The following is a 12,794-nucleotide window of genomic DNA, read 5'->3' on the forward strand; positions in this document are numbered from 1 at the left end:
CGCCTCTTTCCGCTTCGCCACCCCGGAACACATGGACCTTTACCCATGGTGACAAAGGAAAGACCATTCCCGTTCACCGGACCGGCGAGAGAAAGAAACAAGGCCGGTCTCTTGACAGAGAACCGGCCTCGGGTAAAACCTCCGAGTGGGCGTACCAGGACTTGAACCTGGGGCCTCATCCTTATCAGGGATGCGCTCTAACCGACTGAGCTATACGCCCGGAGCGTTGCCCGGAGGACTTCCTCCGTGGCGACGAGAAGTGAGATTACCCCATCTCATCGGGCAACGCGAACTGGTTACTCGGCCTCCTTCAGGGTGACCTCCACCCCGCCCACGAACTCGGCGGCCAGGTTGTAGATGACCGAACCCACCGTGGCCAGAGCGGTGATCAGCAGCACGTTCAGCGCGCCCATGAGAGCCGTGTAGCCAAGGATGCGGCCGGCGGAGAACCAGTCGCCCGCGTCGGACCCCTGACCGGAGGAGCCGTTCGTGGTCTCGTTGATCGCCCCGGAGATCGAGTCGAAGACCCCCAGTCCCGACAGCACCACGTACAGGACCGTGACGGCCACGAACAGCACCACGAAGCAGACCAGGGACATGACGAAGCTGAACTTCATCACCGTCCACGGCTCGAACCGCGCGATCTGCAGATGGGCCTTGCGCGCCGCCTTGCCGTCCTTGCCCTCCTCGTCGCCGGCCCCGCCGGAGTCGCCCCCGGTGAGCTGGCGGCCGAGCCTGGAGGCCAGGGCCGCTGCGGCGGACGCCGCGGAGGCCACCGGACGGTCGGTGCTCGGCTGCGGCGGCGGAGACTTCGGCTCCGGAGAGCCCATCACGGAGTCGGTGACCGTGGTGTCCGACACCGCGGACATCGCGGACGTCGGCTCGGACGATGCGGACCGGCCCTGGGCGCGGTCTGCGAAGACCGAGTCCGAGGGTTCGGCGGCCACCGTCCAGGGTGCGTCGACCACCGTCTCGTCCGCGGCCGGAGTCATGACGGGCTTGTCCTCCCCGTCCACCGCGGTCCCGCCCTCGCGGCCCCCGGCGGCGCCGGAGGCCTCCTCCCGGTCCGGCTCAGTGGGTACGGCCTCGTTCACCCTGGTCCGCTCGGCGTCGGCGGGATCGGGGGTGCCGTCCGCCTGGTCCTCGTTCTGGGAGGTCGTACTCACGGGCTCTCACTTCCCTCTTCCTCCAGCGCGGCTTCCGCAGAGTCCTCGATCGACTCTACGTTCCTCGCGATGGCGACCACGACGTCGCCCTCGGCGAGGTTGACGAGCCGGACCCCCATCGTCTGCCTGCCGGACTGCTTGATCTCGCCCGCGCTGGTGCGGATGACGCCGCCACTCGACGTCATAGCGAACACCTCGTCCTCAGGACGGACCATGAGCGCGCCGACCAGCCTGCCGCGAGTTTGCACGATCTTAGCGGTGAGCACACCCTTGCCACCCCGGCCCTGCACGGGATACTGGTCGGCCGGCGTGCGCTTGGCGTAGCCGCCCTCGGTGGCGATCAGCACCTCCTCGTCGCCGCCCTCGCGGATGACGTGGACGTCCAAGAGGTCCTGGTCCTCGGCGAACCGCATGCCGATGACGCCCCGCGTGTCGCGGCCCATCGGCCGGAGCTGGTCGTCGTCGGCCTTGAACCGGATCGCCTGCGCCGAGGTCGAGACCATCAGCAGGTCGTCCTCCGCTGAGGCCAGGCGGGCGGCGATGACCTCGTCGTCCTCCTTGAGGCCGATCGCGATGAGGCCGGCCGAGCGGGGCGAGTCGTAGGCGCTGAGCGCCGTCTTCTTGATCATGCCGCTCTTGGTGGCGATGACCAGGTACGGGGCCACCTGGTAGTCCCGCAGGTCCATCACCTGAGCGATCTTCTCGTCCGGCTGGAAGGCGAGCAGGTTCGCCACGTGCTGGCCGCGCGCGTCCCGGCCGCTGTCCGGCAGCTCGTACGCCTTGGCCCGGTACACCCGGCCCTTGTTGGTGAAGAAGAGGATCCAGTGGTGCGTCGTCGTCACGAAGAAGTGCTCGACGATGTCGTCCTGCTTGAGCTGCGCGCCCCGGACGCCCTTGCCGCCGCGCCGCTGCGCCCGGTAGTGGTCGGTGCGGGTGCGCTTGGCGTACCCGTCCCGGGTGATGGTGACGACGATCTCCTCTTCGGCGATGAGGTCCTCGATGGACATGTCGCCGTCGAACGGGATGATCTCGGTGCGCCGCTCGTCGCCGTACTTCTCGACGATCACCGCGAGCTCGTCGCCGACGATCGACCGCTGCCGCTCGGGGGACGACAGGATGTCGTTGTAGTCGGCGATCTCGGCCATCAGCGAGTCGTACTCGTCCGTGATGGCCTGGCGCTCCAGGGCCGCGAGTTTGCGCAGCTGCATGTCCAGGATGGCGCGGGCCTGGAGCTGGTCGATCTCCAGCAGGTTCATCAGGCCCTGTTCGGCCTCGGACGCCGAGGGGCTGCGCCGGATGAGGGCGATGACCTCCTCGATGCGGTCCAGGGCCTTGAGCAGGCCGCGCAGGATGTGGGCGCGCTCCTCGGCCTTGCGCAGCAGGAAGCGGGTGCGCCGGACGATGACCTCGATCTGGTGCGTCACCCAGTGCCGGACGAACTGGTCGACGCGCAGGGTGCGCGGCACCCCGTCGACCAGCGCCAGCATGTTGGCGCCGAACGTCTCCTGAAGCTGGGTGTGCTTGTACAGGTTGTTGAGGACGACCTTGGCGACGGCGTCGCGCTTGAGGACGATGACCAGGCGCTGGCCCGTACGGCCCGAGGTCTCGTCCTTGACGTCCGCGATGCCCGACAGCTTGCCCTCGCGGACCAGCTCGGCGATCTTCAGCGCGAGGTTGTCCGGGTTGACCTGGTAGGGCAGGGAGGTGACGACCAGGCAGGTGCGGCCCTGGATCTCCTCCACTTCGACCTGGGCGCGCATCGTGATGGAGCCGCGGCCGGTCCGGTACGCCTCCTCGATGCCGCGGCGGCCGACGATGAGCGCGCCGGTCGGGAAGTCCGGGCCCTTGATGCGCTCGATGAGCGCGTCGAGCAGCTCCTCGTCGTCGGAACCGTAGTTCTCCAGGTACCACTTGACGCCGTCGGCGACCTCGCGCAGGTTGTGCGGCGGGATGTTCGTCGCCATGCCGACCGCGATACCGGCCGATCCGTTGACCAGCAGGTTGGGGAAACGGGACGGCATGACGTCCGGTTCCTGCTGCTTGCCGTCGTAGTTCGGCGAGAAGTCGACGGTCTCCTTCTCGATGTCGCGCAGCAGCTCCATCGCCAGCGGGGCCATCTTGCACTCGGTGTAGCGCATGGCCGCGGCCGGGTCGTTGCCGGGCGAGCCGAAGTTGCCCTGGCCGTCGACCATCGGGTAGCGCAGCGACCACGGCTGCGCCAGCCGCACGAGGGCGTCGTAGATCGAGCTGTCGCCGTGCGGGTGGTAGGAGCCCATGACGTCGCCGACGACGCGCGCGCACTTGAAGTAGCCGCGGTCGGGCCGGTAGCCGCCGTCGTACATCGCGTACAGAACGCGCCGGTGCACCGGCTTGAGCCCGTCGCGGACATCGGGGAGCGCCCGGCCCACGATCACCGACATCGCGTAGTCGAGATAGCTCTTGGCCATCTCGTCCTGGATGTCGACAGGCTCGATCCGGTCGTGGCTCTCGCTCGTCACCTCGGTCACTTACACAACCCTCTTCTTCGTGGCGGTTCTGGAAAAGGCCGGGAGGCGACCTACCGGATCAGATGTCAAGGAAGCGAACGTCCTTGGCGTTCCGCTGGATGAACGACCTGCGCGCCTCGACGTCCTCGCCCATGAGGACGGAGAACAGGTCGTCCGCCTGCGCCGCGTCGTCCAGGGTGATCTGGAGCAGGACGCGCCGCGCCGGGTCCATCGTGGTGGACCACAGCTCGTCGGCGTTCATCTCGCCCAGACCCTTGAACCGCTGGACGCCGTCGTGGGACCGCGGGTCGCGCTTGCCCGCCGCGAGACCGGCCTCGATGGTCTGGTCCCGTTCCCGGTCGGAGTAGACGTAGTCGTAGTCCGTGCCGGTCTTGTTCCACTTGATCTTGTACAGCGGCGGCTGGGCCAGGTAGACGTGCCCGGCCTCGACCAGCGGCTTCATGAAGCGGAACAGCAGGGTGAGCAGCAGCGTGCGGATGTGCTGGCCGTCGACGTCGGCGTCGGCCATCAGGATGATCTTGTGATACCGCAGCTTGGTGATGTCGAACTCGTCGTGGATGCCCGAGCCCAGCGCGGTGATCATCGCCTGGACCTCGGCGTTCTTGAGGACCTTGTCGATACGGGCCTTCTCGACGTTCAGGATCTTGCCGCGGATCGGCAGGATGGCCTGGAAGCGGGGGTCGCGGCCGCCCTTGGCCGAGCCGCCGGCCGAGTCGCCCTCGACGATGTAGATCTCGGACTCGCGCGGGTCGGTGGACTGGCAGTCGCTCAGCTTGCCCGGCAGGGACGTCGTCTCCAGCAGGCTCTTGCGCCGGGTGAGGTCGCGCGCCTGGCGCGCGGCGATCCGGGCCCGCGCCGCCTGGGACGACTTGTTGATGATCTCCTTGGCCTCGCCGGGATTGGCGTCGAACCAGTCCTTCAGGAAGTCGTTGCAGGTCTTCTGCACGAACGACTTGGCCTCGGTGTTGCCGAGCTTGGTCTTGGTCTGGCCCTCGAACTGCGGATCGGACAGCTTGATCGAGATGATCGCGGTGAGGCCCTCGCGAACGTCGTCGCCGGTGAGGTTCTCGTCCTTGTCCTTGAGCAGCTTCTGGTCACGCGCGTAGCGGTTGACGATGCTCGTCAGCGCCGACCGGAACCCCTCCTCGTGGGTGCCGCCCTCCGCGGTGTTGATGGTGTTGGCGAAGCTGTGGACGGACTCGGAGTACGCTCCGCTCCACTGCATCGCGATCTCCACCGCGACACCCTGGCCCTCGGCCTCGAAGTAGATGATCGAGTTGTGGACCGGTTCCTTCTTGGCGTTGATGTGCCGGACGAAGTCGGCGATGCCGCCCTCGTAGTAATACGTGACGGTGAAGGGGTCGCCCTCGTCGGTCTCATGACCGGGGCGCTCGTCGATCAGGGTGATGGACAGGCCCTTGTTGAGGAAGGCCATCTCCTGGAAGCGGCGGCTGAGGGTCTCGAAGCTGTACTCGGTCGTCTCGAAGATGGTCTCGTCGGCCCAGAACGTGACGGTGGTGCCCCTCCGCGCCGTCTCCTCGTCCTGCGACAGGGGGGCCAGCGGCACCCCCCGCTCGTACTGCTGCCGCCAGACGTGGCCCTCGGTGTGGACCTCCACCTCCAGGCGGGTGGACAGCGCGTTCACGACGGCCGCGCCGACACCGTGCAGACCGCCGGAGACCGCGTAGGACTGGCTGTCGAACTTGCCGCCGGCGTGCAGGGTGGTGAGCACCAGCTGGACGGCCGGGACCTGCTCGACCGGGTGCAGGCCGACCGGGATGCCGCGGCCCTCGTCCAGGACGCTCACCCCGCCGTCGGCGCGCAGCGTGATCACGATCTTGTCGTTGTGCCCGGCGAGGGCCTCGTCCACGGCGTTGTCCACGATCTCGTAGACCAGGTGGTGCAGTCCTCGTTCACCGGTCGAGCCGATGTACATGCCGGGGCGTTTGCGTACCGCTTCCAGACCTTCGAGAACAGTGATGGAACTAGCGTCATACGACAAAGGGAAGCCTCCTGCCGGGGACACCCACCGTTTGCGCATGCCCCGTAACACGCGATTTTGGTCGAACCACAGGTGAAACACAGGCGGCGAACGCATCATGTCCGATACAGACCGCCACGTTACGGCGCAGTGTCCTGAACCCGGCTTCAGTCTACCGGGTCAGGAGGTGAAAGTTGCCAGTGACCGGCGCTGAGCGCTCATCTGGCGGCCAAACGGACGGGAACACACATCCCCCTACACGGCCCGGGGGGTACTGGCGCGTACGTGGCGCTTGACAAACGCGCTCGGCATCCCCGAAGGGACCTAACGGACACGCCATTGCCCCGGCTTGCGCGCCTGCTGCGGACCGACCACCTTCACCCGCTGGACCGTGCCGTCGCCCAACTCCTCGTTGAGCCTGCGCACCAGCTGCCCGGCCAGCAGCCGCACCTGCTGCGCCCAGGCCGGAGAGTCGCAGGTGACGACCAGCTCGCCGTCCTCGAACGCGCCGGGAGCGGTGTGCTCGGCCAGGTCCCGCCCGACGATGCCCTCCCAGTTGCCGAAGACCCCGCCCACGGCGGCGCGCTCCTCCCAGCCCCGGTCGGCGAGCAGCTTCTTGATGCCCGCCCCGAACAACTGGGGGCCGTCACCGCGCCGCGGATCCCGGGCGGGCCTGGCCGCGCGGGCACGGCGGCGGCCGGGAACGGACTGGCGCTTGGCGGCGTCCGCCCTCGCCTGGGCGAGCGCCTCGCGGGCCAGCTCAATGCCGGTCTTCGGTTTGGCCTCATCCTCCGACACGGCTCACCTCCCCTGCTGCGACGTTATAAGAGGCCCCCGACAGTTCCCCGGGAACGTCCTCGGGCACCGCGGCGGTGATCAGTACCTGCTCGGCGGGGGAGACCATCTCGGCCAGCCGGCGCCTGCGCCCGGAGTCCAGCTCGGCGAAGACGTCGTCGAGGATGAGGATCGGGTCGTCCCCGTCCGAGCGCAACAGCTCGTAGGCGGCCAGGCGCAGCGCCAGCGCGAACGACCAGGACTCGCCATGGCTGGCGTAGCCGCGGGCGGGGAAGTCGCCGAGCTTGAGCAGCAGCTCGTCGCGGTGCGGGCCGACGAGGCTGGTGCCGCGGGCCAGCTCCTGTCTGCGCGCATCGGCCAGACCCGTCAACAGGAGCTCGACGAGTTCTCCACGGTCTGTGGACAGCTCCCCTTCACGGGAGCACCGGTACTCCAGGCCCGCGCCCCCGCTGGGGGCGAGCTCGGCGTAGGCCTTGGCGACCAGCGGAGAGAGCGCGGAGACCAGCTCCAGCCTGGCCCCCAGCAGCTCGGCGCCGACCTGCGCCAGATGGGTGTCCCACACCTCCAGGGTGGCCAGCAGCTCGGCCGAGGCCGGGCGGCGCTGCTGTGCCGCCGATTTCAGCAGGGCGTTGCGCTGCTTGAGCACCCTGTCGTAGTCGGCGCGAACCCCTGCGAACCGGGGGGCGCGGGCCGTCAGCAGCTCGTCCAGGAACCGGCGGCGCTCCCCCGGATCGCCCTTGACCAGCGCCAGGTCCTCCGGCGCGAACAGGACGGTGCGCACCATCCCCAGGATCTCCCGCGGCCTGGGGACGGGCGCGCGGTTCAGCCTGGCCCGGTTGGCCCGGCCCGGGTTGATCTCCAGCTCGATGAGCGCCTCGCGGACGTCCCGCACGACCTTGGCCCGCACGATCGCGCGGGCCGCGCCCTGCCGGACCAGCGGGGCGTCCGTCGCCACCCGGTGGCTGCCGTGGGTGGCGACGTAGTTGACCGCCTCGACGAGGTTGGTCTTGCCCTGCCCGTTGAGCCCCAGGAAGGCGCTGACGCCCGGCTCCATCGCCACCTCGGCGGAGGCGTAGGAGCGGAAGTCGGTGAGGCTCAGATGGGCGACGTACACGGACAGGAGTCTAGGGTCGCGCCCGCCTCACGCGTTCCACAGCCTGTGGACATCCCGGTCCCGCTTCACTGCTTCTTCTCGACGGAGTGGCCGCCGAACTGGTTGCGCAGCGCGGCGACGACCTTCATCGCGGGGGAGTCGTCCTGACGGGAGGCGAACCTGGCGTAGAGGGCCGCGGTGATCGCGGGGAGCGGGACCGCGTGGTCCACCGCCGCCTGGATCGTCCACCGGCCCTCCCCGCTGTCCTGCGCGTAGCCGCGGATGTCGGCGAGCTCGGGGTCCTCCTCCAGCGCCCGGTTGAGCAGGTCGAGCAGCCAGGACCGGATGACCGTGCCCTCCTGCCAGCTGCGGAAGGTCTCCGGCACGTTCTTCACGATGCCGCTGGCCTTGATCAGCTCGTAGCCCTCGGCGAAGGACTGCATCATGCCGTACTCGATGCCGTTGTGGACCATCTTCACGAAGTGGCCGGCGCCGACCTCGCCGCTGTGGACGAAGCCGTACTCGCCCTCCGGCTTGAGCGTGTCGAAGATCGGCTGCGCCCTGGCCACGTCCTCGTCGGCGCCGCCGACCATGAGCGCGTACCCGTTCTCCAGGCCCCAGACCCCGCCGGAGACGCCGCAGTCGACGAAGCCGACGCCCTTGGACCTCAGGTGCGCGGCGTGCTTCTGGTCGTCCGCGTAGTGGGAGTTGCCGCCGTCGACCACGATGTCGCCGGGGGAGAGCAGCTCGCCGAGCCGCTCGACCGTCTCCCGCGTGGGACCGCCGGCCGGGACCATGACCCAGACGACGCGGGGGACGGAGAGCTTGTCCACGAGTTCCTCCAGCGACTTCACGTCGCCGAGGGAGGGATCGCGGTCGTAGCCGATCACGGTGTGGCCGCCGCGGCGCAGCCGCTCGGCCATGTTCCCGCCCATCTTGCCCAGACCTATGAGACCGAGTTCCATTACCGCTCCTTGTGCGGGTATGCGGGTGTGCGGGACCGGGCCTCCGCTCCGGGGAGGACCCGAGGTGCTTCCTTTTGGGAGATCCCTCCAGGCTAGCCGTCCCCGGATCCCCTACCCGGAACTCCGTTCATCGGGCCTCCGTCGGCGACACGGCGGACGTGAGTTCGTCCACACCCTTCGTCCACAGTTCGATCACCCCTGTGGATAACCCGGTTGTCCACAGGGGGACGCGCGCCTACGGCGCACCGCCCGTGGCTGAACGCGCGCCGAACGATCCACAGGGTGGATACGCGCCTGCGGCGCGCTGTCCGCGACCGAGCGATCCGGGATCAGCCGGACAGCCTGACGGGCATGATCAGGTAGCGGTAGCCGGGTGCTCCTCCGTCGTCGAGGGGCTTGCCGGTGAGCACCGCCGGCTTGGTCGGCGTGGTGAACGACAGCCGCGCGATGTCCGAGGCGATCTGAGCGAGCCCGTCGAGCACGTACACGGGGTTGAAGGCGATGTCGATGTCCTCGCCCTCCAGCGTGGCCTCCAGGGCCTCCACGGCCTGCGCCTCGTCGCCGGTGCCCGCCTCCAGGACGACCTCGCCCTGGCGGAACGACAGCCGCACCGGGGTGTTGCGCTCGGCGACCAGCGAGACGCGCTTGAGGGCGTCGACGAACGGGCCGGTCTGGACCTCGGCGTATCCGGCGTACTCGGCGGGGAACAGCGAGCGGTACTTCACGAAGTCGCCGTCCAGCAGGCGCGAGGTGGTCTTACGGCCGCCGCCCTCGAAGCCGATGATGTTCTCCCCCACGCCCGTGTCACCGCCGCCCAGGGAGATCTTCACCTCCGCGCCGGAGGTCAGCGACTTGGCGGTGTCGGCGAGGGTCTTGGCCGGGATGAGCGCGACGCCCGTGCGGTCGGGGCTGTCGGGGTTCCACTTGAGCTCCCGGACGGCCAGCCGGTAGCGGTCGGTGGACGCCAGGGTCACGGTTTCCCCGTCGATCTCCACACGCACGCCGGTGAGCATGGGGATGGTGTCGTCGCGGCCCGCGGCGATGGCCACCTGGGCGACGGCCACGGCGAACTCGTCGCTGCCCACGGTGCCCGCGACGGGCGGCATCGCCGGCAGGGACGGGTAGTCCTCCACAGGCATCGTCTGGAGTGTGAACTTCGCGCTGCCGCACTTGAGCATCACCTTGGCGCCGTCGGTGGTGACGTCCACAGGGTGTGGAGGAAGCGCCCGGCAGATCTCTGCGAGCAGCCGGCCGCTCACGAGGGCCGTACCGGGCTCGTGGCACTCGATCTCGGCCGACACCTGGGCGGAGACCTCGTAGTCGAACGCGGACAGCTTCAGGCGCTCCTCAGAGGCCTCCAGGTGCATTCCCGCGAGCACCGGGACGGGCGGACGGGCCGGGAGGGTGCGGGCCGTCCAGGCCACGGCGTCGGCGAGAGCGTCACGGTCGATGCGGAACTTCATGGACCCGCCTCCTGATCGTCGAGGGTTTCAGGGCTTTCTCAGGGCTGTGGGCGGAGCTCCATGGAGCGCGGATCCGCGGGACCCTGATTGGTACTGATCTTCTTTTCTTTGCTGGATAACTTGTGCAGTCATAGTCATAGGGGCTGTGGAAACCGTGGATAACCCATCCCGCCCCAGCTCAGGAGCCGAGTTTTGTCCACCGCTCCTGTGGGTAGACCTCTGTGGACAACCGGGCGCCCTGTGGACTGCGGAAACCTGTCCACACGACATCCCCAGTTTGATCTCCTGTTGCCCACAGGTTGTCCACAGGTTATCCACACCACCCATATTTCGCGGGGATGAATCGGGCGAAACCAGAGGGAATTGGGTTGTGGGCAACTCCTGCCCCCGACCAAGCTTTCCCCAGGTAATTCACAGGTTCTCCACAGGTTATCCACGAGTTCATCCACAGGGGCCGAGAAACTGCTCAGAAGGCGTCCACAGCGCGTCCACAGGTTTTCCCCATACTGTCCACAGGTTATCCCCAGCTTTATGCACAGTCCGTGTACGGAACGATCTTCGGATGGAGGTCGGCGACCCGGTGGTTCAGCGGCTGCCGCGGGTCTGCTGCTTGATCCGCGAGGTGAGCTCGGTGACCTGGTTGTAGATCGAGCGGCGCTCGGCCATCAGTGAGCGGATCTTGCGGTCGGCGTGCATGACCGTGGTGTGGTCGCGGCCGCCGAACTGCAAGCCGATCTTGGGCAGGGACATGTCGGTGAGCTCGCGGCACAGGTACATGGCGATCTGGCGGGCGGTCACCAGGACCCGGGATCGGGAGGACCCGCACAGGTCGTCGATCTCGATGCCGAAGTAGGTGGCGGTCTGCGCCATGATCATGCCTGCGGTGATCTCGGGGCCGCCGGTGTCGGGGATCAGGTCCTTGAGGACGATCTCGGCCAGCCGCAGGTCGACCGACTGGCGGTTGAGGCTGGCGAACGCGGTGACCCGGATCAGCGCGCCCTCCAGCTCGCGGATGTTGGTGGAGATCTTCGTGGCGATGAACTCCAGCACGTCCGGCGGGGCCGCCAGGCCCTCCTGCACCGCCTTCTTGCGCAGGATCGCGATGCGCGTCTCCAGCTCGGGCGGCTGGACGTCGGTGATCAGGCCCCACTCGAAGCGGTTGCGGAGCCTGTCCTCCAGCGTGACGAGCTGCTTGGGCGCCCGGTCGGAGGAGATGACGATCTGCTTGTTGGCGTTGTGGAGGGTGTTGAAGGTGTGGAAGAACTCCTCCTGCGTCTGCTCCTTGCCCTCCAGGAACTGGATGTCGTCCACGAGGAGGATGTCGACCTCGCGGAAGCGCCGCCGGAAGCTCTCCGCCTTGCCGTCGCGGATGGCGTTGATGAAGTCGTTGGTGAACTCTTCGGAGCTGACGTACCGCACGCGGGCGCCGTCGAAGAGGCTCCGGGCGTAGTGGCCGATGGCGTGGAGGAGATGCGTCTTGCCCAGGCCGGACTCCCCGTAGATGAACAGGGGGTTGTAGGCCTTGGCCGGCGACTCCGCCACCGCGACCGCCGCGGCCTGGGCGAACCGGTTGCTCGCGCCGGTGACGAAGGTCTCGAAGGTGTACTTGGGGTTCAGCCGCGCGGCCTCGATCGTCCCCGTCCCCTTGGCCTGGCCTCCGCTGTTGCCGCCGCCCTGCCAGGGGGCGGGAGAGGAGGCGGCCTCCGGCCGCTCCGGTTCGGCGGGCTGAGGCGACGGGGCGTGGCCGGAAGGGGTGAACGGCTCGGGCTCGGGTCCGCCGAAGGTGTGCCCGACGATGTGGGAAGGACGCACAGGTTGTGGAGGCAGTTGTCCACCGGCCTGTGGATAACTTGCGGAAGCCGAGGTGGGAGGGGTCTCAGCCTGTGGAAGATCTTGTGGACGAACATCCGGCGGGCGGTTGCCGTACCCGCCCTGCGGCCGGTTCTCGTGCCGCTCGAATCCCTGCTGCGGCTCCGGGCGCGGCTCGTACGACGGCTGCTGCGGCACGGAGGGGGCGGAGTAGGTCTGCGGCTGGACGGGCGGGGGCGGCGGCTGCCGGGAGATCTCCGGCTGGACGGTCAGCACCACCCGGATCGGCTGGCCCAGCTCCTGGGAGAGCGTGGTCTCTATGAGAGAGGTCACCCGCTGTTCGAGGGTCTTCTTGGCGAAGTCGTTGGGGACGGCCAGCAGGGCCATGCCGTCGAAGATCCCGATGGGGCGGGTGACGCCGAGCCAGGCGCGCTGGTGGGCGGGGACCTCGGGCAGGGCGTCCACCGAACGGTTCCAGAGGGACTCGAGGTCCTGTCCGTCCACTGTGAAGCCTCCCCCATGCGTATCCTCTACCTCCCGCCCTCCGTCCGCGCGGGGGCTCAAGCCAGAGCTCAGGGGGACCTTTCAGAGCGGGAGTCCCTACTCTCTCACGATCCATCCACAGGTTTGTCCACAAGCTGTGTATAACTCTTCCCATGCAGGTGGGACGGGGGCACCGGTCTCGTCAAGGTGATCGGACACCCGTTCCGTTTGACCCGGTGGGCGGGGAGAACGTAACGTTCTACGGTCGAGTCGCATCGATGGTGGTGACGCGTGCCCGTCAGGCTTCCAAGTGGACGGGCCCCCGCTGCGAGGGACCAAACGTGCCCGCGATGCGATCCTTACGTCAGAGCAGCAGGAGTCAGCATGAGCAAGCGTACGTTCCAGCCGAACAACCGTCGTCGTCACAAGAAGCACGGCTTCCGGCTGCGCATGCGCACCCGTGCCGGCCAGGCGATCCTCGCCGCGCGCCGTCGTAAGGGCCGCGCGCGCGTCGCGGTCTGACGATCGACCC

General features: G+C 68.2%; 9 protein-coding genes and 1 tRNA gene. 1 reads left to right on the forward strand and 9 read right to left on the reverse strand.

Annotated features, from left to right (window positions below; translation table 11 throughout):
- Positions 1-146: 146 nt before the first annotated feature.
- The 9 genes from ABGB12_RS23575 to dnaA all read right to left on the reverse strand — a co-directional run bounded on the left by ABGB12_RS23575 (position 147) and on the right by dnaA (position 12,283).
- Positions 147-220, reverse strand: a tRNA-Ile gene (locus ABGB12_RS23575).
- Between the two features lie 76 nt (positions 221-296).
- Positions 297-1,166 (reverse strand): DUF3566 domain-containing protein, encoded by an 870-nt coding sequence (locus tag ABGB12_RS23580; protein ID WP_347681403.1) that lies wholly within the window; start codon positions 1,164-1,166, stop codon positions 297-299.
- Positions 1,163-3,673, reverse strand: coding sequence for a DNA gyrase subunit A (gyrA, locus tag ABGB12_RS23585; RefSeq protein WP_347681405.1), 2,511 nt, complete (start codon positions 3,671-3,673; stop codon positions 1,163-1,165). The genes ABGB12_RS23580 and gyrA overlap by 4 nt, the downstream gene beginning before the upstream one ends.
- Before the next feature lie 58 nt (positions 3,674-3,731).
- Positions 3,732-5,675: a DNA topoisomerase (ATP-hydrolyzing) subunit B gene (gene gyrB, locus ABGB12_RS23590; RefSeq protein ID WP_347681407.1), complete on the reverse strand. Its 1,944-nt coding sequence runs from the start codon at positions 5,673-5,675 to the stop codon at positions 3,732-3,734.
- A gap of 303 nt (positions 5,676-5,978) precedes the next feature.
- Positions 5,979-6,452: a DUF721 domain-containing protein gene (locus ABGB12_RS23595; RefSeq protein ID WP_347681409.1), complete on the reverse strand. Its 474-nt coding sequence runs from the start codon at positions 6,450-6,452 to the stop codon at positions 5,979-5,981.
- Entirely contained in the window at positions 6,439-7,563 is a 1,125-nt protein-coding gene (gene recF / locus ABGB12_RS23600; protein ID WP_347681411.1) for a DNA replication/repair protein RecF, read from the reverse strand. The genes ABGB12_RS23595 and recF overlap by 14 nt, the downstream gene beginning before the upstream one ends.
- 65 nt (positions 7,564-7,628) lie before the next feature.
- The gene (gnd, locus tag ABGB12_RS23605) at positions 7,629-8,507 is read right to left on the reverse strand and encodes a phosphogluconate dehydrogenase (NAD(+)-dependent, decarboxylating) (RefSeq protein ID WP_347681413.1); all 879 of its coding nucleotides are present in this window, start codon (positions 8,505-8,507) and stop codon (positions 7,629-7,631) included.
- A gap of 329 nt (positions 8,508-8,836) precedes the next feature.
- The gene (gene dnaN, locus ABGB12_RS23610) at positions 8,837-9,970 is read right to left on the reverse strand and encodes a DNA polymerase III subunit beta (protein WP_347681415.1); all 1,134 of its coding nucleotides are present in this window, start codon (positions 9,968-9,970) and stop codon (positions 8,837-8,839) included.
- A 585-nt stretch (positions 9,971-10,555) separates the two neighbouring features.
- Positions 10,556-12,283, reverse strand: coding sequence for a chromosomal replication initiator protein DnaA (gene dnaA / locus ABGB12_RS23615; protein WP_347681417.1), 1,728 nt, complete (start codon positions 12,281-12,283; stop codon positions 10,556-10,558).
- A 363-nt stretch (positions 12,284-12,646) separates the two neighbouring features.
- On the opposite strand from dnaA, the gene rpmH reads away from it, so the two are divergent.
- Positions 12,647-12,784: a 50S ribosomal protein L34 gene (rpmH, locus tag ABGB12_RS23620; RefSeq protein ID WP_106396750.1), complete on the forward strand. Its 138-nt coding sequence runs from the start codon at positions 12,647-12,649 to the stop codon at positions 12,782-12,784.
- Positions 12,785-12,794 lie beyond the last annotated feature (10 nt).

Source organism: Actinocorallia sp. B10E7 (assembly GCF_039871655.1).
In the GTDB taxonomy this organism is placed as follows: Bacteria; Actinomycetota; Actinomycetes; order Streptosporangiales; family Streptosporangiaceae; genus Actinocorallia.

Bases quoted from the DNA above. Each gene is read 5' to 3' on its own strand.
- gnd (WP_347681413.1), bottom strand. From the start codon at position 8,507: ATGGAACTCGGTCTCATAGGTCTGGGCAAGATGGGCGGGAACATGGCC.
- dnaN (WP_347681415.1), bottom strand. From the start codon at position 9,970: ATGAAGTTCCGCATCGACCGTGACGCTCTCGCCGACGCCGTGGCCTGG.
- rpmH (WP_106396750.1), top strand. From the start codon at position 12,647: ATGAGCAAGCGTACGTTCCAGCCGAACAACCGTCGTCGTCACAAGAAG.